Source organism: Photobacterium sp. R1 (assembly GCF_054600795.1).
The window spans coordinates 133,863-153,683 of record NZ_BAAHZP010000008.1 but is presented as its reverse complement, the minus strand read 5'-3'; the positions used below and the strand labels follow the sequence as shown (position 1 = coordinate 153,683).

Sequence of the window (19,821 nt, the reverse complement as noted above, 5' to 3'; positions counted from 1 at the left end):
TTATAAGCCGATATTTTTATTTAATTTTTGTAAATGGCATGTGTTCGGGATTTCTCTCTTTTCATTCTTTTCCAGACCCATGTCTTGGCTGAAGTCTGGCGCTGTCACTCTGAATCAAGGGCAATCGGGTTGAAACTTAAAAGCAAGCAGTTGATTCAATGCATGATTTCACTTCTCTCATAATTTCTCCCCGATTTGACCTTGCTCTGAGAGCACAGACAGCTGCGGATCTGGTGAAATTTGGATCATCATGATCGTAATTTGATCTCAAATGATGGTGAAGTGTGATGAAAGTATATTTTTTGTTAATCGAAGGTTACTTATTATTCTCTTTGTGAAATTATGTGCTTAATCATGTTGCGCACTGAGTGTGGTTGCATTTATTGGCTGAGTACTACCACCTGTTTTTGGTTGATTGTACTGACCAGGTCATTGCCATACTGAAACCAGTAAAACCATAAAATCAAACGAGTTAGTTGGGCTTATGAAGGGATCAAGTCGTTGTGAGACGGAAGATGAGGCATTTCTTTATCTGAGAAATAATGTCTTTATTGAGCCATTAGTCGAACATTGGTACGCATGGCACTATTTGCTTTCTCCTGTTGCTCGTTCTTTTTTTATGAGGAAAAACAGGAAGCAATTAAGATCATTTTTAAAATATCCTGAATTTCATAGTGGTATTTCCAGTGGGAAAGTGAGCACGGTCAGATTATCCATGGATGATGTGTTCAGTGTGGAACAATACCTGGATGGCAACCAACAGCAAGAAGCGCAACAAGAACAGCTACTTTCTGCTGTCGAAAAGCTTGATGAATTAGTTTCACAATTTAAAGGTGACAGTTTAGAGCCTCTTTATCAGGAAATTCCATCCGAATTGAAAGGCAGGGCTGAGCTTTACTATGCCCGGAATCAGAGCGGCGCATACCGTCTTTTTGAAAATGCATTTGATGGGGTGTTTGACCGGTGTGAAAGTGTATTATTCACATTAAAAACGGAGCACACCAAACGTCCGCCAGTGTTTAATACACCACGTTTGTCCTGTCATGAAACTCAGTTTTTGATTGATATTGATTTTAAAGAAAAAATACTGGATAAAATTTTTGAGGCGAGACGAACTCCGGTCGATTTCAATAAGCTTTGCCGGGAAATGAATCTGTCTGACGAAGCGAAGCAGCAGTTCAGAATATTGTTCACCTCAGAGTGTGAACACAAAGAACCGTCAGCACCCAGCCATGAAAAGATTCGTTATTTTGGTCATGCGACTTTGCTGATTGAGACTTCGTCTGAATCACTGCTGATTGACCCCTGGATTCAGAATGAATCTTTTGAAAAAGATGGGAAAATATCATATTCGTTATCTGATTTACCTGAGCATATTGACTATGTTGTGATCACTCATGGGCATGCGGATCACTTTAATGTCGAAACCTTACTGCAAATCAGACATAAAGTGGGGCAGATTATTGTTCCTAAAAGTTCTGGTGACATGATTGAAGACCCGTCACTGGCCAAGATACTCAAGCAAATCGGCTTCGGGAATGTGATCGAAGTGGATCCGTTTGAGAAAATTCAGGGAAATACTTTTCAACTGCATACCCTTCCTTTTCTGGGAGAACATGGTGACCTTCGGGTAGATGCGAAGTCATCTTATTATATTGAAACGGATTCTGAGCAGCTGCTTATATTATCGGACTCGAAATTTATTCAGGCAGAAATTTATCAATATCTGCTCGATAATACGCTCAAAGTGAGCAAGATGTTTGTCGGGATGGAGTGTGAAGGTGCGCCATATACCTGGCTGTATGAGCCCGTATTAAATCAAGGTCATCAACCGGAGTACGCAAAAAACAGACGCTTAACTGGCTGTGACTGTGATGAAACTGAACAACTGATTCAATTGATCAACCCTGATTCTGTATTTGTATATGCGATGGGCCTTGAACCATGGCTGGAATATTTAATTGGGAAGCCAGCAACCTTCGATGACTATATTGTTAGGGAATATAAACGCTTAGAGGAAAAAATGTCTCAGAAAGACAGGTCACTTAAGCTTTTATATTGGTCTGAAGAAATTTCAATTTGATATTAAGTTAGCGATGCGTATGGAAAAGTATAAAACATATCAGTTAACGACTGAAGACCTTGAGTTCATCTATCATGCTTGTCATCAGTTGATAGAAAAACATGATTCGGTTGAAACAGACAGTTTCGCCAGAGATTGTGCAGTATATGCCATGGAACTCAGCCGGAATTTGAGAGAGGACGTATTAGATTTCAAAAATACGGCCCATAGCTACGCAGCATTCTTAATTCATGGCCTTCCGATCGATATTGAAAATATTCAGACACCCAATACATGGGACTGTAACTGGCATCATTCTGAGACGTTTACATATGAAGTCATCCATTCATTAGTCTCCTGCCTGTTCGGCGAAATTTTTGGGTGGTCAACGCAAGAAAATGGCCGCTTTATGCGCTATGTGGTGCCGATCAAAGCAGATGCTTATGAGCAGCTGGGGTCAAGCAGTTCAGCTGAACTGGACTGGCATACGGAAGAAGCTTTCCATCCAACACCTGCTGATTATGTTTCGTTGATGTGTTATCGCAATACGGAGCAAGCAGCGACATCATTATGCCATGTCGATGAAATTGTCAGTCAGTTAGATGGGAAAACAATTGATATTCTGTTCAGCAAGTCTTTTTGTATTGCGCCGGATACGTCACATCACGTCAAAGAAAATAAAAGTGATCACTGGGATATCGATATTCATAAGTACCATATGAGTGCTGAAGCTAAGTATGTCGATACACCGATCTCAATTTTATACGGGAATCGGGAGCGGCCTTTTATGCGAGCAGATCTGCCTTATATGGCAGTGCTTGGTGAAAATAAAGACGCTGAAATGGCACTTGAAAAATTCAAGTCGGTTGTGAACCAATCTCTGATTGATGTCTGTCTTACTGAGGGACAGATCATGCTGATTGATAACAGAAGGGCTGTGCACGGCAGGCGTCAGTTTTCAGCGAAATATGATCATTATGGCCGATGGTTAAAAAGAATTAATATCATCAGGGATTTGCGTGCTTTAACCTCAGAATTTAACCAGCTGTGCGACAGACGCATTGTATAAGGAATTTGATTATGCATCATGAATATATCATTATTGGCGCTGGACCTGCTGGATTACAGCTCGCTTATTATCTCGAGAAATCAAGTGAAGATTATTTGATTCTGGAAAAGGGGTGTTGCTCCGGAAATGCATTTAAAACGTTACCGAAGCATGGCAAGCTGATTTCTATTAATAAAGTTTATACAGGTTATAATGATGATGAAATCAATCTTCGTTGGGACTGGAATTCGTTATTAAATGATGAAGGATTTCTTTTTAAACATTACTCTGAGAAATATTTTCCTGATGCGAAAGATTTAGTTCAGTATCTGAATGATTTTAAAGATAAGTTTGGACTGAAGGTGACTTACAATACCGATATTGTATCCATTGATAAAGATGAACACTTTTCATTAAAGGATGCTGACGGTAAGGTTTACACATGTGAGAAACTCATTATCGCGACTGGATTGGCAAAAGAAAATAAGCCTTGTTTTCCTGGCAGTGAATATGTAAAAACTTACACGAAAGCCTCAATTAATCCTGATGATTATAAAAACAAATCTGTTTTGATCTTAGGAAAGGGCAACTCTGCTTTCGAAACGGCTGATAATTTGGTTGAAACTGCATCTGTCATCCATCTGTTAAGCCCGACACCAGTGAAGCTGGCCTGGAAAACACATTATGTCGGGCATTTGAGAGCAGTGAATAACAATATATTAGATACCTATCAGTTAAAGTCGCAGAACACCATCCTTGATGCTGAAGTGACAAAAATTACCAAAGACAATGATAAGTATATTGTTGATTTTTCTTATACTCACGCGAATGGACAGCACTGGCAGATTGTTGTTGATGAGATTATTTCTTGCATCGGTTTCTCTTTTGACGACAGTATGTTTCAAGGTGCTGCAGTTCCTCAGATTACAGAGAATAAGAAATATCCGAGAATGACAGAATTCTGGGAATCTACCAATGTTGAGGGGATGTATTTCGCCGGAACAATCATGCATATGCGTGATTATAAGCAGTCGTTTTCTGGTTTCATACATGGATTCAGGTACAACGTGAAAGCATTAGCTGAAATCTTAAAAATGAAGCAAGGCAAAGATGCGTTTCACCGTGAGAAATTACATTCATTTGAATCTGTTTATGAAAAAATCATGTACCGGATTCATAGCAACTCATCGCTATATCAGCAGCCTGGATTTATTAGCGATGTGCTGCTTATCAATGATGGCAATGTTGAATATGTTGTCGATATGCCGGTTGATCTCATTGAAAAGATATATCAGAAATCAAGCCATATCCGATTCACATTTGAATATGGCAAGAAAGAGCATCCCGATCCATTTAATGTTGTCCGGATGCCGGATGATGGCGACAGCAGTACATTTATCCATCCTGTGTTCCGGGTCTACCAGGATGGTGTCATCGTAGAGGAGTACCATATCCCTGAAGACTTGCAGAATGAATGGGATAAGGAAATGTATACGACTCCTTTTCAAAGTTTCTTGAAAATGGTTTTGCCATTGGAAAGGAAAAACATGTCTCAAGGTGAGAGACATGAAACGTTAGATAACTATTGTTCATAAGGAAAATATCATGAAAAAGTCAAACGTACAGAAAAAAGCGAAAATCAGCCGTAACAAGAATGGCCAGTACTTAGGCAACCTGATCGGCTAAAACCGGTATGGTCCCCACATCTGTGGGGACCATATGGAGGACTTATGATTGTAATAAGACCAGAAAAATATAAGCAGTTGGGTGAATCTGAAAACTGTGATTTTGTCCTGCTGACGAATAGTGAATTCTCTGACAAGTTCGAAATATCAACGGAGAATGACTATCTATCAACAAAAATAATTGCTTGTGATACACCAGAAAGCTTTCATGACATTCTGGACAATCAAAAATTAGCTCATCAAACCCATTTCCTTGTCATTTCTCCTCATGTCTTATTCTCTTCGCCACCGGCAGAGAAAATTGCAGAGAAGTGTAAGATTATTTCAATGCCATGTAACTCTACAGAAATATTCTTGGACGATATAAGTTATTTCTTAGAGAAGATGGAATTGACTGATCCTGATGCTCAAAAAGCTTGGGCGGATTATTTCTTTGACCATATCGAAGAATCCGACCACATCCAGTTTGTTGATAAAAAGAATGGTTGCGAAGCCGTTTTTCTTCACGACAGTGACGAATATTGCTGGTTTGAGCAATTGGGCCGTCTCAGCTGGGGAGAGCAGCAATTTGTGCCCTCTGGTGAAATTAGCGTATTGCCGCTGTTTCACGGAAACTATAATGCTGAAAAACGGTTAAATATTCAGGGCGAAATTGCTTTTCGCGGGTATCCCATTGTGAACAGTGGCTCTGTGTCTTTTTTAAGAGAAGACCAGAATAAAATTTTCGATGCATTAGAACCACTGTATGAAGTGCCGGTTATTGCAACCGTCGAGCATGGCGTGATTACTTCACTACGTAGTGACATCGAAAATCATCCCGCGATTGTGATGTTAGAGAAGTTATTTGATATCGACTCGCGCTACAGAATTATTTGGGAGATTGGCTTCGGGACCAATCAGGATATCGATTTCCAGAAAGGAAACCGTTCACCCAATGAATGTTATGGCGGTAGCAATGGCACTGTCCACTGGGGGCTGGGCTTAACGCCGTGGACCCAATATCACATCGATATTATTTGTCCGGACACTGTCGTCTATACGTCAGACGAAGTCATGATTGCCGGTGAAGTGAAAGAGAAAAAGTCGCTGAGACGTGTGAAATCAGCGGGCTGTCCATGTATTAGTTAATACGCGGGAAAATCAGACCTTAAATTGGATTTTGAAGGTAGCACAATGGAATGTAATTCACTGTCACAGTTCGGTACTGTCCTTGAAAAGCTCAAAGACAATGCGGAAAGAACACCAGATAAGCTAGCTTTAAATGGTGATTTAGGGTCTGTCTCTTATGCTCTGCTGGAAGCGCAATCTGATCAGCTGGCGTCTCTGCTGATCAGCGATAAAGGGATCCGGGCGGGAGATATTGTACCGCTCGTTGCCGGCCGGACAAATGACAGCCTGATCTGTATGCTGGCGCTGTTAAAGGCGCGAGCTGTCGTTTATCCGATTGAGGTAACCAATTTCAATGCGGATACTCAGAAAGCCTTGATGAATGATTCTGGTCTTTCTTTTTCAGAACCTTTGGTGGCATCTGATCTGGGGATCACACTTGAGAGCGCTGCACTTGCTCAGCCCGTTCTGGACTCAGATGCGGACAATTTACCTGAGACCGGTGTTGAATCGGGTGGATTTCTTTATTTCACCTCCGGCAGTACGGGTAAGAAAAAGCCTGTTTTTGTCAGTACTGAAAACATCAGCCAGCGTATTGCCAATACGACCAGAGATTTGGGTTTCGACCATCACCTGAATGCACTCTGGTGTTGCAGCGTTTCATTCGATATCTCTCTTTTTGTGACGCTCTCCACCCTATATTGTGGTGGCACTCTCATCACCCCGCCGCAGGTACACCTGAATGAAATTTCCGGTTATCTGAATACCATTAAGCAATACAGCGTCAACTTTATTAATCAGGTGCCTTCGTTTATTCAGGCGCTTTGTGAGTTTTCCGATTTTGAAGAAAAGGTGAAACTGAAATATCTGTTTCTGGGCGGCGATGTTTTAACGAAAGATGTGCTGGCGCAGACTTTGTCCTGTTTTGATGCTGATGTTGTCGCGAATATTTATGGTCCGACTGAAACAACCATGCTTGCGACTCACTATGTCATCGATCAGGAAAATTATCACAACCTGAAAAGTTTACCGATTGGCCAACCTTTCAGCGGCACTGTCATTGAAATTCTCGATGAGCATATGCAGCCCATGCCAGACGGCGAGGTCGGTGAAATTTATATTCGCGGGATAGGTATGTGCCGGTATCTGAATCATGATAACAGCAGCTTTATCGCCTGTGACTCAGGAGCTGTGGCCTATCAGTCTGGCGATTTCGGATATATTGATTCCAATGGTGACATTGTTTTCGAAGGGCGACGGGACGATCAGGTCAAGATATCCGGCGTCAGACTCAGTCTTTCGGAAATCGAAAATCAAATATTAAAGACCAATTATGTTGTGGGCAGTGTCCGTATCGCCAGTCTTTCAGATGATGTAAAGGCAATTTTAAATACTGACTTACTCGTGTTTTATATTCTTGCTGATTCGGCAGAAGCAGGGCAGGTTCCCGTGTTTACAAATGCCGTGCCTTCTTCTGTCAGGCATAAGGCCATTCAGCTGGAGCACTTTACTTACAATGAAAATGGAAAAGTGGCGCTCAAAGAGATGACCACGACTTACGTCCATTTTCTGACTGAGCAAAAAGCGGCTGCTCCTCTGTCTCATGATGATCCCCGGGAACAATCGGTTAAAACCATTCTGGGTATTGATCACTTTGACCATTCGAAATCGTTCAGGGAGTTAGGGGGTTCCAGTTTAGTGGCCCTGAAATTGAGATCCGAGATGAAGAAGCAATTCGGCATCGAGATCAATATCAGAGACCTCCTTACATCGAAGCAGTCGTTAAAAGATCTGATGGATGGAGCAGTATCAGATGCATAACGTTTACGGTTCGTACACACCATGGCAGCAGGCACATCCTCAGCAGGCTGTGCTGTACAAAATGTTTCTGGAGAATGCCGCGAAGTGTGATTTGTACAAAATCAGCCAGCGTTATCAGGTGCGTAATTGCGCCGTGGAACAGCTGAGCAAATCCATTCAGAAGGTCATCTCTGATTTGCCTGTGCTGGGTGCACGATTCAGATGCACAAAGGATGTTGTGGAAGTGTGTTTTGCCCATGGGTATACGCCTTCGGTTCAGCAGAACCAAGACAATGACGTGCTGTCATCACACCAGTTTACCCGCGCAGATCTAGAGCAGGGCGAGCTGGTCAAAGTATCGGTCAGTCCCGGGGAAAACTGCTGTCAGTTTATCCTGTCCATTCATCATATTGTCTGTGATGCGCACACACTGGCATGGATTGAGGCGCGGCTGGAAAAAGAGCTGGCAGGCAAACTTGAACCGTCCACAGCATCGGCTGATCTGGCGTCTTACCAGGCCTACACTGATGAAGTTATTGCCTGGCATGACAGCGAAGAGAGAGCGTCACAGCTCAGTTACTGGCGGAACCGGTTGACGGACTATCAGTCAGACGTGGCTTTGGTCAATCTCGAAAAACAGATCGATCGGGCTGACGATGCTGCTTTTTCCTATGCGTTTCAGCTTGGGGAGCCGGCACGGAATCGGTTTAACCATGTTGTTGAATCTGCTGAAGTCACGCCTTTTATTCTGATGCTGGCGCTTAGCGAGATTTTTATTGCCAGACATTTTGATCAAGAGAAATTTATTCTGAATACAAGTCTGGACCAGCGCGGTTACTGGAACGCGTCCACAGATGTCGGATTATATTCAAGTTATTTGCCCGTGTGTTGTCATGTGAAGCCTGAGCAGCATTTCGGTGATCTCCTTGTTCAGATTCAGGATGATTTCTATGAAGGGCTGATCAACGGAAAGGCTTCACTGTACGATCTGATTGTTGAGTCCGGCGTCGATGTGACACGGGCTTCTGCACTGCTGGAATTTACGGAAAGTGCCGGGGCACACGGAGTACTGGAATATCTGAGCTCTTTCAATGAGAAAATTGATTTTCCGTTGGTGATTTCGGCTTGCCGAACGTCTTCCTCATTGAATATCAAAGTGATGGGGCGGGCTGACCACTACCAGCATGAATCAACGTTCCATGGAATGTGTCTGGCCTTACAACAGCTGATTGAAAAAACACTGTCACACCCGGATGTAAATGTCGCGATCAGTCAAATAAATGATGACGTTTATCAAAAGACGGAAGAACAGCTGTCATTTCACAGCCAGCCCAGTCATCTGATCCGTGAATTTGAAAAAGTCGTACAAGAACACAGCCAATGCCCGGCAATCCGGTTTGAGCAGGAAATCTATACGTTTGACTGGTTGAATCAAAAAGCAAATACAATTGCGAGAACACTCATCAACGCCTTTGAGATTCGGCCACAGGCAACCATCTGTATTCTGATGGAACGCAGTGCTCTGTTGCTGCCGATCATTATCGGTATCCTCAAAACCCGTGCCCAGTATGTACCGTTGTCTCCGTATGATGGGGAGGTGCGGCTGCGCAACCAGCTTGAACTCACGCAGCCGGATCTGGTGATAACGAGCCCGGTGTTTGAAGGGATGCTGGATGGACTTCGCTCTGAAGGAGTTGTCACGGATCGGGCGTTGTTTGAGTCTGATGAAAGTTCTGAGAATCTGGCGCTGGCGTACTCTCCGGATGACATTGCGTATACAATTTTTACGTCGGGCTCAACGGGGTTGCCGAAAGGTGTGGTGGTTCCTCATCAGGGCATAACCCATACCGTGCTCTACCGTCAGCATTACTACGGCCTGGATACCAGTGATGTCATTCTTCAGTATCCATCCGTGTTTTATGACTCCGCAGTAAACGACTACTTTTCTACCTTACTGTCCGGCGCGTCGCTGGTGCTGTTTCGCGACAGTGACAGAAATGATGTGGCTGCATTAGCCCGGTTGATCAAAAGCCATCAAGTCACTCATTTCATGATGGTGCCTGCGATTTATTCAGCCTTGTTAGAAAGCCACTCCGACAGCCTGAAAGGGGTCAGACAGGTCGTTTTATGCGGCGATACTCTCAGCATGTCTTTAATTCATCATCACCAGAAGAGTCTGCCGGAGACCGAGGTTTATAACGAATACGGTCCGGCTGAAACGTCAGTCTGGAGTACCGTCTATCAGTTTGGTCCTGAAGATGATGAGGTACTGATTGGCAAAGGCATTGCTCACCATCTGGTTGATATTATTCATCCGAAGTGGGGGCTTTGCTTTGACAATGAAGTCGGCGAAATTTGTGTCAGCGGTCCGGGCCTCGCACAAGGCTATCTGAGAAATCCGGCGGTCACGGAAGAGAAATTTGTCGCCCATCCGATTCACGGACAAAGAATGTATCGGACTGGCGATCTGGCGTCCAGGAATGCGACAGGTGAACTGCGCTTTGTCGGACGGGTAGATAACTTCGTGAAAATAGCCGGGGCGGGCGTTGAATTAGAAGAAGTCGAGCGGGTTGTTGCCGAAACACTGTCCGTGAACCGCTTTCATCTGGTTCATGTCGAAGGGGACGATAATATTGGGACGTTGCTGTGTCTGTATGAGCAGGGGACGAACACCGGATTATTGAATCGTGAGCGGTTACTGACATTTCTGCCTGCCCGAATGGTTCCTGCGCATTATCTTGATGTTGCTGAGATTCCGTTGTCGGTGAACGGAAAAGTTGACAGAAAAGCCTTAAAACGCATTGCACAGGATTATCTGAGCTCGCTGGAGCAAACGGCGGCATTCTTGCCAGCAGAGCAGCTTCAGCAAATCTGGCGTAAAACGCTGGGTAATGTGGAAATCTGCGAGACTACCAGTCTTTATGAGCTGGGGGCATCCAGTCTGGATTTCATTCAGCTGTCAAAAGATCTGAATGAGTCGCTGGCCAATCCAATTCCACTGAAAGCGTTGATGACGCGTTCAACCTTCAAGGAATGGTTGTCACTTTACGAGACGGCAACAAAGGGCCGTCAGGCGCACTCAACTGTTAGTGATGTCTGGAGCGCTTCCGCTTCGGCTTGCCGCTATCTGGTGACGAGCCTACTCCAGCAGGACAAATCAATCTTTAACATTCTGGATTACTGGAAGCTCGATAGAGAATTTCCTGTGGCTCACCTGCGTCAGGCTTGTCAGGCGGTTATCCGTCAGCATGACGTTCTGTCTTCTGCATTCCTGTTTGAAAAAGGAAGGATCACCAGCAAGCCTGTCACTGTCGATATCGACCAGGTTTATCAGGAACTGGAAATTCAGGACGGTTCGCTGGAAGAAACGCTCAACCGAATATTCAAAAGCAGTCTATCTCTGACAACCCAGCTGTTTCAGTTTTATTTATTGCACCATGGTACAGAACGATATTTCGTCATGCTGATTCATCATGCTATCGCGGATGTTTTCAGCATTGACAGGATCATGGCAGATATCGAAAGGCATTCTTTTGCTGCAGGTGCAGAGGAACGCAGTGATTCAGAGACACACGGCGAACAACATGCAATTGATGCAACGTATCTCCGGGAGGCCGAGCAGTACTGGGCCCAGAGTCCGGCAGGGGGAGAAGCTTACCAGCTGAACTTGCCTGCAGACTTTCCCAGAGAACAAAAAACCGGGGCGGGCTGTGTCTGTCATCAAGTCCTGTCCGGCTTCAGACGCGAGGTCGCTTCTGCTGCCCGGCGCTACCGGACCACTGAATTTACCGTGCTGTCATCGGCTCTGGTTTTGATGTTAAGCGACATCACCCAGTCCTCTCGGGTGTCGTTTGGCTTTCCATATAACATCCGCCGCTTGCTCAGCAGCGAGGAAGTCGGCTGCTTTTTAAATCCGATCCCGGTCGCGATGGATATCGCGGCTCATACAGCGACCGATCAAGTCATTCACGCTGTTTCTGAAACTCTGGCCGACAGCATGGCCTATGGCGCGTATCCGTTCGAACGGATGATCTCGGATAAAGGAATCAAGTGGCCCAAGGGGCGCTTTCCGCTGTTTGATGTCGGTCTGACGTTAGAGTCGCTGGATATACCCGAAATACCGGGCTCAAAACATACGATGAAACAGTCGTTTACCCCGGAACGGGTGTTTTCCCAAAATGACTTTTGGTTCTATATCAATTTTGAACAGGACGATATCGTGCTGGATGTTTTGTTTGATACCTCACTGTATCGCGAAGAAAGCATCGCACATTTCATTGCGGTGTTTTTCCGGAAGCTTCATGAAATCGTCAGTTCTAATCAGGTCTCGGTGTAGTTATGTACTCAGTTAATCAAAGTCGTTTACTTCAGTCTCTGGAAAGCATTGCGGCCAGGCATTGTCAGAAAACAGCGGTCATCTACCAGGATCAGGCGGTGACGTACGCCGAATTGTATGCCCTGGCAGAAGAGTATCAACAACGGCTTCATCGTTGTTCCCCCGGCAGTGATTATGTCTATCTGTATCTGGATAAAGGCATTGAACTGATCGCTGCAATCCTGGCTGTGATTCAATCGGGCCGGGCATTTATCCCGGTGGACGCCAATACGCCGCCGCTCAGGCTGAATCAGATTCTGGATGATGTGGCGCATGCCTGTGTACTGACGGAAAAACGTCTGGCAGCCAATATTGATAGCCGGATACCCTTTGACTGTCTTGATGAGGCAACAGAGGGAAAAGACACATCCCTGCCGGGCAAAGCCACAACAGACCGTTCAAGCTGTTATGCCATTTACACCTCAGGCAGTACCGGCCGTCCCAAAGGCGCCATTATCTCTCATCAGGCATTACTGAATGTGATTGAGCAGTCGATTGCTGAAATGGGGATAGCGAGCGGCAGTAAAATCCTGCAGTTCTCCTCGATTGGATTTGATGTTTCGGTATGGGAGATTTTCACGTCACTGCTGAGTGGCAGCACCCTTGTGATTGCGACCAATGCGCAGCGTTATGATTTGGATGCCCTCCAAACCCTGATTCATGACCAGGCGGTGGATACAGCCTTTTTCATGTCGACTTTCTTAACCCATTTGCTGCCCGGGCAATTTCCAACCATTAAAACGGTGGTGACCGGCGGAGAAATGTTTGGCGAAAAGATTGTGGCCCAGTGGGCAGACGGTAAGGCGCTGTACTACGTGTATGGTCCCACCGAATGTGCCATTTTCCAGTCCATTGTGCCATGTGCGAAAAATGATCCGGCGGTGCCCACGGTCGGTCATCCGATTGCCAACATGCATTTTCATCTTTACGACGTTGCCGGGAGCGAGGGGGATGTATTTGAACTGGGGATCTCGGGGATTGGGGTCGGATACGGCTATTTGAACCGGGAAACACTGACGAAAGAGAAATTTGTTCAGGATCATCAGGCTGGCGTGATTTATCTGACGGGTGATCTGGTCAAAAGACGGCCGGATGGTGAACTCGATTTCTATGGGCGCAAGGACAGGCAGATCAAGATACAGGGTTATCGGGTCGAAATCGGTGAAATTGAAAATACCGTTCTCCGGCAGCAGGGTGTGGAATCGTGCTGTGTGGTTGTCGTTGAGCTAGCGCAGTCTAAACTGCTGTACGCCTATGTTGCATCGTTGCCGGGTTCAGACGTGAATGAAACCTGTCTGCTGGCCTCATTAAAAGCAGCATTGCCCGGATATATGATCCCCGCTCATATCAAGCTGACGGACCGTTTGCCTAAAAATCAGAACGGCAAGATAGACAGGAACCTGCTCAAAGAGCAGGCGACTGAATCGCTGAAGAATCAGTCTGCCCGCAGTCCGGAAGTGCTGACAGAACACGAAGCCATATTGGCGGAATACTGGAAGACTCTGCTGAAGATTGAAACCGTCGGTCAGGAGGATGATTTCTTTCTGCTGGGCGGTACCAGCGTACTGGCCATTCGGCTGGTTGCGGAACTTGCCGGTTATGCGCTGAAGTTTTCAGACATTTTAGAACTGCGTACCTTAGCTAAGGTGGCGGAGAAAATGGTTCCCGTTGTTTCCGTTACTGAGGAAACAACGGCGGTGAATGCGCAAACCGGAAAGACAAAAGCGACCCATACGCAGGCAAGCATCTGGTTTGCCAGCTTGAGCAGCGAACGGACCGATATTTATGACCTCAGCTACGCCTATCAGATCTACGGCAATATCGATTGTGCGCTCCTGCTGAAAACCCTGACGGCTCTGTTAAACAAGCATGAATCATTGAGAACGTCCTTACGGCTTGAGGGGGAACAGATCCTCCTCGAGGTCGGAGATGCGGAGAAAATGATCCGGCAGCACGATCTGTCTGCTGAGCCTGCTGAAATTGTGCAGCAGCGAGTCGAAGAAGCTCTGAGACAACCGCTTGATATTGAACATGGCTCCTTCTCTGCGGTTGATGTGTTTGACGCTGGCGACGAGATTTTCCTGGTGCTGAAAGTGCATCACACTGTCTACGACGGCTGGTCACACGATGTCTTCCTGAAGGAACTGGAGTCAATTTACCTTGGTTATTGTCATGGAGACGCGTCTGCAGCGGCTGAGGAAGCGTTGCCTGTTGCGGGTATCTATCAGCCGAAGGTAGTTACGGATACGGAAAGAGAGGCTGCCTGGCTCTATTGGCGTCAAATCTTAAACCATGACGCCGTGGCAACGGTGCCTGTCTGTGCCGAGCGAAATTCGGTCCCAAGCGGCCATGGCGGTCAGAGTTCCCGGAAACTTGACGCAAGGTTAGCTGCGTCACTGCGGCAGTTTGCGTTGGACAACAAACAGACCTTGTTCGTGGTGCTGGCATCTCTGGTGCAATTAGTAATCCGGAGTTACAGCGCCAGTGAGCAGGTTCGGTTAGGAACGGTCCGGGCAAATCGCGAACAGAAGGCGCGGCTTGATCAGATTGGCTTGTACGCTGAGACATTCTTGCTGAATAACGTGATCACTGAACAAAGCTCCCTGAGTCATGTGGTCAGTGCATGTGAACGGAGTCTGATCGAATCCGCAAGGCACGATTGCATTTCGTATATTGAGCTGGTTTCTGAATTTTCGTCCGCTGCCATTCAGTACTGGGTCACTGTGGTTGAAACCGAATTTGAACCGTTCCATGAAGAGACCTCAATCCAATGGAAGAAGCTGCCTCTGGAGGTCGAAACAAATCTGTTTGATTTGAGTTTTATTTTTGAGCTTGAGAACGACGATATTGATTTGAATTTAGTGTTTGCCAGAGATGTGTACTCAGAAGGCAAAATTTCAGAAATATCAGACCGGTTCGAACAGATCGCTGCATGCTTCCTGGAGGAACCTGAAACCAGTTTTTCAGCATTATCTGGCAATTTCATGTTCTCTGGCCAGAATGTGTCTTCGCATGAGTGATTTCACCAGACTGTTTAGGATTTGCGAATGTCTGTTTTTAAAAGTGTGCTAGAGCTCTATCGCAGCTCGCCAAGTTTTCTCAGTGAACATCCTGCAATTTATACGGATAGCGGGGTGATGTCATATCGTGAATTAGAGTACCGGGCAAATGCTGTCCGGGATCTCTTATCCCGGCAAGGGGTTTGTCCGGGAGAGATTGTCAGTGTTTGTCTGCCCAAATCAGCAGATGCTGTGGCGGTCATGCTTGGCGTGATGAAGGCCGGAGCGGTCTACCACCCATTGAATTTTGATGCGCCGCCTGAGCGCAATCATCGGATTCTGGCTGATGTGCAGCCGAAGATCATCGTCCATACCGACAGCACATGCTGTTATGCCAGACACTATCCGGTGATCGCTCTTTCTGCAGATCTTGCGCATGCGAATCCGGGGCAGGACGCACTTATCAATCCAGAAGATGCGGCTTATGTTGTCTCGACGTCGGGCTCAACAGGGCATCCGAATTCAGTCGTGATTCGTCATGAATCGATTGAAAATTACATCACCTGGAAGCTGGCGTATTACCAGTTTCATGCCGGGAGTATGAAGTTACAGTTTGCTCCCTTGTCGTTTGACAGCGCTATCTCGGACATTTTGTCGATGTTGTGCTGTGGCGGTGCTTTGTATCTGGTTTCGGCAGACAAGCGTGCGAACTGCGACTATATCATCAATGTGATCGGCCGGTATCCCATCACGTCTTTTGCCATTGTTCCGAGCCTGTATAAGCGACTGTTGTGCTTTTCCGGTGATGTAGCGCATTCACTGGATACAATTACACTGGCCGGGGAAGAGGTCACGGCAGAGGTACTGGCGGAGCACAGGCGTCAGTTCCCGGCTGTCAGGGTGGTGAATGAATACGGTCCATGCGAGTGTACGATTGGTGTCGCCGCATCGGATGTCACGCATCATGCTGGTTCGGAACCGCCGCCTATCGGCCGTGCTATTGCCAATACTGATGTGTTCATCCGCGACGCAGCTCCGGATGCCGCCGGGCGATATACCGGAGAAATTTGTATTACGGGTATCAGTGTCGGAAACGGTTATTTAGGCAGAGAGCCTGAAACATGTCTGAAGTTCCTGCGTCATCCCGACACTAATGCGCCATATTACTGCACGGGTGATCTGGGATATGTGAATTCAGCAGGTGAGCTGGTCTTTGCCGGCCGGAAAGAGCGTACAGTCAAGGTGGCCGGAAACCGGGTCAATCTGATTGAAGTTGAAACGGCCATGAATCAGGTACAAGGCGTTTCGCAATCCGCGGTTATTTTCCATGAAGAGCGGTTAAAAGCACTTTGTGTGGCAGATCGAACTGTGGCATCAATTCGCCATGCTCTGTCTGAGAAGATTCCGGATTATATGATACCTTCGGTCATTCAATTATCGGAAACTTTGCCAATCAGCCAAAATGGCAAGAAAGATTATCATCAGATAGCAGATATATTTTCACAGCAGGCCAAACAAATGGATACGACTGATTTTCGGGTTGAAATCGTCGTGACGCAGTACTGGAAAAAAATATTAAATGTTCAATCTTGCGAGCTGACAGACAATTTTTTTGATATTGGCGGGAATTCTCTCCTGTTTATCGATTTAATAATGGAAATAACAAAAGCTTTTGATATCAGTATTGACCTGTCACAGCTGCTGGAAAAGTTAACGCTTCAGGATCAAATATCCTATATTGAGAACTTAATAAAAGATAAGTCTAAGGAAATAAATGAATAACGAAAATGGAATCAGCAAGAATAAAAACTTCCTTTTGCTGGTACAGGGAATGTTTGTCAGTGTCTTCGGTGCACAGTGTTACTTTATTGCCGAATCTCTGGTTGTAAAACATCATACGGAATCCGGCGTGATGGTCGGAATAACACTGGCACTGTCAGCCATTCCTTATCTGATCTTTGGGACGCTCGGCGGCGCCTTTGCAGATCGCTATAACAGAAAAAACATCATTGTATGGTGTGATGTCATTTCAGCGCTGGCGGTGTTGAGTCTGGCTTTTGCGCTCTTCCTCGAGATAGATTTCCTGGTTGTCCCGTCTGTCATCCTGGCTGGAATCACGCTCAACATTGTGATGTGCTTTTTTAACCCTGCCAGCCGGGCAATGATGCCGATGCTGGTGGATAAAAGCCAGTTACTGAAAGCCAATTCGCTGTTCAGAACGTTAAAGAACATCAGTGAGGTCCTGGGCCAGTCTTGTGCCGGATTTCTTTATACCTTGCTGGGTCCGGCAATGCTGTTCTTTATCAACGGGATCACATATTTGTCTTCAGCCGCTTCTGAATCAAGGATTAAAGTTGCGTCACCGGAACACGCTGCGGATGAAGCGCAAGGTAAGCAGGGCCTTGGGGCACAAATCAAAGAAGGTTTCTCAATTGCCGCCAAAGTGCCGGGTTTGTTAGCTGTGATTATCGCGCTGGGTCTGATGGATTTATTTCTGGCCCCTTTAATGACCTTTTTACCGTTCTTTGTTGAAAACTCTCTGGGTCTGAGCACTTACTGGTTCGGGATTATGTTCGCCGCGCTGTCCGTCGGGGCCGTATTGGGCAGCTCTCTGAGTGGCCTGATCAAAATCCCGGAGCGCATTGCCCCGGTATTGATTCCAGCATTTCTGGTCGGCACCGGTTTATCCCGATTATTCATGGGACTTTCCGGGAGTCCCTGGCTGGTCTTTGTCTGCATTTTAATGGAAACCGCAACAGCCGTTATTTTCTCCATTCGTGCAGAAGTGATTATTCAGAGTAACGTCGAATCAAAATACCACGGCCGGGTCTTTGGATTGCTGGGCATGGTGATGGGCGTCTTTACTCCGATCGGTATGGCGCTGGGCGGTGTACTGGTTGATTTAGCGCAGGACCGTCTGGCGGATTATATTACCGGCTCGGGTATTGCACTGACGCTGATTGCCGTTTCATTCATGCTGAGCCGTAATTATCGGCAGTTCTTCAAGGTCAAAAAGGATGACTCCGTCCAAAATGATGAAGCAATTGCCTGAGTCTATTGCGCTGTAAGTTGAGTCAAATATTCAAAACAACATTCTGTTTTTCCGGCGGGATGTTGTTTGTTACTTATTTCATTTCTGATACCGGTTTGAAAGGGGTTTTCAATTGGACCATCGTGACTTAGGACTGAAACAGTCGATATTTCAGCATATCGGGGAACACAGCATTGAAGCGCTGTTCCGGGTCTCCAAAGACTATGGAAAAAAGTACGGCGTGATCGGTGTTGTAAATGGCGAACTGACGGAGCGAGAAGTTTCCCGTCTTCAGCTTGAATCAGACGAACGGCCTGTGATTGGGGACTGGGTGATTTGCCAGGAACTGCAGGGGGAGCATGTGATCACTGAGCTTTTGCCTCGTGAAACTCAGCTTGCCCGGACCCGCTCCAGCGGAACGCAGCAGGCAATCGCGGCCAATATCTCTCATATTTTCATCACGACCTCCATGAATGCGGAGTTCAATCTGAACCGCCTGGAGCGCTATCTGGTCCTGGCCAAAGCGTCAGGTGTTCAGCCGACAATTGTGCTCACGAAGCGCGATTTGGTGGATGACCCGTCGGAGTATGTCGATCAAATTACCCGGCTTGATCCCAGCCTGCTGGTATTACCGATCAGCACCCAAACGGGCGAGGGACTCGAAGAGTTGCTGTCCTTAATTCAAAAAACTGATACCTGTGTGCTGATTGGCTCGTCAGGGGTCGGAAAAAGCTCGCTGATCAACTTCCTGCTCGGGGAAGAGGTACTGGAGACGCTGGCCGTCAGTGATGAAGGGGCCCGGGGCAGCCATACAACGTCGAACCGATTCCTGTTCATGCTGCCGACCGGCGGACTAATTATCGATTCTCCGGGGTTACGCCAGGTTGGCATCGGGGCATCGACGAAAAATGTTGAGGAAACCTTCTCCGATGTTGAGTTGCTGGCAAATGATTGCCGTTACCGTAATTGCACCCATGAGAAGGAAGAGGGCTGTGCCATTCAGGCTGCATTGGCTGACGGCAGTCTGTCACCCAGACGTTATAAGTCGTATCTGAAGCTGATGACTGAATCACGTTATGCGGATGACCCTGAAGCATTCCAGCGCGAGCGGCACAGACAGTGGCGTCAGGTGACCAAGAACCGGAAAGAAAAAGAGAAAGTTCTGGGTCGGTACAAAGAGTTTTAACCATTCCCGTAACTGTCTTTCCTTATGTTTATCGGGTGGTTTCTGAGAGTCAGTGAGTACAGATGAAAGCTTCACTTGATGAAGCCCCCTTTGCCAATTGAACAGAACGATGGAATTTACTTTAAAAATTTACAGCAATGACATTGCCGTCTATCGCCTGTCTGATCTCTCGGGTCTGTCATTTCCGGAAGATTGCGGATTTTTTAATTTATCCGTAACGGGTGATGAAATCTCGTTAATGTGTGATGTGCAGCGTTTGTCGTCTGAATACCAGGGATGGCTGGACCGGAAAGCAACGTCCGTCAGCAAAGATTGGTCCTGCCTGCGGGTGGATGGGGAGCTGCCTTTTGATATTGTCGGCGTGATCGCGACCTTAACCGGCCACATCGCCTCGATAGGCATCTGTCAGTTTGCTGTCTGTACGCATGATCGGGATTATGTTCTGGTGCCGAATACGCAGCGGCATCAAGTGATCACTCACTTAAAGACGGTTGGATATCACTTCGTCGATGGTGACCCTGTGTAAGC

General features: G+C 46.4%; 11 protein-coding genes. All 11 read left to right on the top strand.

The window, feature by feature from the left end; translation table 11 throughout:
* Window positions 1-484: 484 nt before the first annotated feature.
* Window positions 485-2,083 carry an MBL fold metallo-hydrolase gene (locus tag ACYP03_RS15000; RefSeq protein ID WP_459780728.1) on the top strand — a complete coding sequence of 533 codons (1,599 nt, stop codon included), beginning with the start codon at window positions 485-487 and terminating at the stop codon, window positions 2,081-2,083.
* Between the two features lie 19 nt (window positions 2,084-2,102).
* The gene (locus tag ACYP03_RS14995) at window positions 2,103-3,131 is read left to right on the top strand and encodes a TauD/TfdA family dioxygenase (RefSeq protein ID WP_248144494.1); all 1,029 of its coding nucleotides are present in this window, start codon (window positions 2,103-2,105) and stop codon (window positions 3,129-3,131) included.
* An 11-nt stretch (window positions 3,132-3,142) separates the two neighbouring features.
* The gene (locus ACYP03_RS14990; RefSeq protein WP_459780726.1) at window positions 3,143-4,705 is read left to right on the top strand and encodes an NAD(P)-binding domain-containing protein; all 1,563 of its coding nucleotides are present in this window, start codon (window positions 3,143-3,145) and stop codon (window positions 4,703-4,705) included.
* Between the two features lie 135 nt (window positions 4,706-4,840).
* Window positions 4,841-5,923 (top strand): hypothetical protein, encoded by a 1,083-nt coding sequence (locus tag ACYP03_RS14985; RefSeq protein ID WP_459780724.1) that lies wholly within the window; start codon window positions 4,841-4,843, stop codon window positions 5,921-5,923.
* Window positions 5,924-5,968: 45 nt separating this feature from the next.
* Window positions 5,969-7,723 carry a non-ribosomal peptide synthetase gene (locus ACYP03_RS14980; protein WP_459780722.1) on the top strand — a complete coding sequence of 585 codons (1,755 nt, stop codon included), beginning with the start codon at window positions 5,969-5,971 and terminating at the stop codon, window positions 7,721-7,723.
* Window positions 7,716-12,038 (top strand): amino acid adenylation domain-containing protein, encoded by a 4,323-nt coding sequence (locus ACYP03_RS14975; protein WP_459780720.1) that lies wholly within the window; start codon window positions 7,716-7,718, stop codon window positions 12,036-12,038. Before ACYP03_RS14980 ends, ACYP03_RS14975 begins: the two co-directional genes overlap by 8 nt.
* A gap of 2 nt (window positions 12,039-12,040) precedes the next feature.
* The gene (locus tag ACYP03_RS14970; RefSeq protein ID WP_459780719.1) at window positions 12,041-15,097 is read left to right on the top strand and encodes an amino acid adenylation domain-containing protein; all 3,057 of its coding nucleotides are present in this window, start codon (window positions 12,041-12,043) and stop codon (window positions 15,095-15,097) included.
* Window positions 15,098-15,124: 27 nt separating this feature from the next.
* A complete protein-coding gene (locus tag ACYP03_RS14965; protein WP_459780717.1) occupies window positions 15,125-16,858 on the top strand; it encodes a non-ribosomal peptide synthetase in 1,734 nt (577 codons plus the stop codon).
* Window positions 16,851-18,128, top strand: a complete 1,278-nt coding sequence (locus ACYP03_RS14960; protein ID WP_459780715.1) for an MFS transporter — start codon at window positions 16,851-16,853, stop codon at window positions 18,126-18,128. Before ACYP03_RS14965 ends, ACYP03_RS14960 begins: the two co-directional genes overlap by 8 nt.
* A 112-nt stretch (window positions 18,129-18,240) precedes the next feature.
* The gene (rsgA, locus tag ACYP03_RS14955) at window positions 18,241-19,293 is read left to right on the top strand and encodes a ribosome small subunit-dependent GTPase A (protein ID WP_248144486.1); all 1,053 of its coding nucleotides are present in this window, start codon (window positions 18,241-18,243) and stop codon (window positions 19,291-19,293) included.
* A 109-nt stretch (window positions 19,294-19,402) separates the two neighbouring features.
* Window positions 19,403-19,819, top strand: coding sequence for an ACT domain-containing protein (locus ACYP03_RS14950; RefSeq protein ID WP_459780712.1), 417 nt, complete (start codon window positions 19,403-19,405; stop codon window positions 19,817-19,819).
* Window positions 19,820-19,821 lie beyond the last annotated feature (2 nt).

Excerpts from the sequence above, each read along its gene's own strand:
- ACYP03_RS15000 (WP_459780728.1), top strand. The coding sequence starts at position 485 with ATGAAGGGATCAAGTCGTTGTGAGACGGAAGATGAGGCATTTCTTTAT.
- ACYP03_RS14995 (WP_248144494.1), top strand. The coding sequence starts at position 2,103 with ATGGAAAAGTATAAAACATATCAGTTAACGACTGAAGACCTTGAGTTC.
- ACYP03_RS14990 (WP_459780726.1), top strand. The coding sequence starts at position 3,143 with ATGCATCATGAATATATCATTATTGGCGCTGGACCTGCTGGATTACAG.
- ACYP03_RS14985 (WP_459780724.1), top strand. The coding sequence starts at position 4,841 with ATGATTGTAATAAGACCAGAAAAATATAAGCAGTTGGGTGAATCTGAA.
- ACYP03_RS14980 (WP_459780722.1), top strand. The coding sequence starts at position 5,969 with ATGGAATGTAATTCACTGTCACAGTTCGGTACTGTCCTTGAAAAGCTC.
- ACYP03_RS14975 (WP_459780720.1), top strand. The coding sequence starts at position 7,716 with ATGCATAACGTTTACGGTTCGTACACACCATGGCAGCAGGCACATCCT.
- ACYP03_RS14970 (WP_459780719.1), top strand. The coding sequence starts at position 12,041 with ATGTACTCAGTTAATCAAAGTCGTTTACTTCAGTCTCTGGAAAGCATT.
- ACYP03_RS14965 (WP_459780717.1), top strand. The coding sequence starts at position 15,125 with ATGTCTGTTTTTAAAAGTGTGCTAGAGCTCTATCGCAGCTCGCCAAGT.
- ACYP03_RS14960 (WP_459780715.1), top strand. The coding sequence starts at position 16,851 with ATGAATAACGAAAATGGAATCAGCAAGAATAAAAACTTCCTTTTGCTG.
- ACYP03_RS14950 (WP_459780712.1), top strand. The coding sequence starts at position 19,403 with ATGGAATTTACTTTAAAAATTTACAGCAATGACATTGCCGTCTATCGC.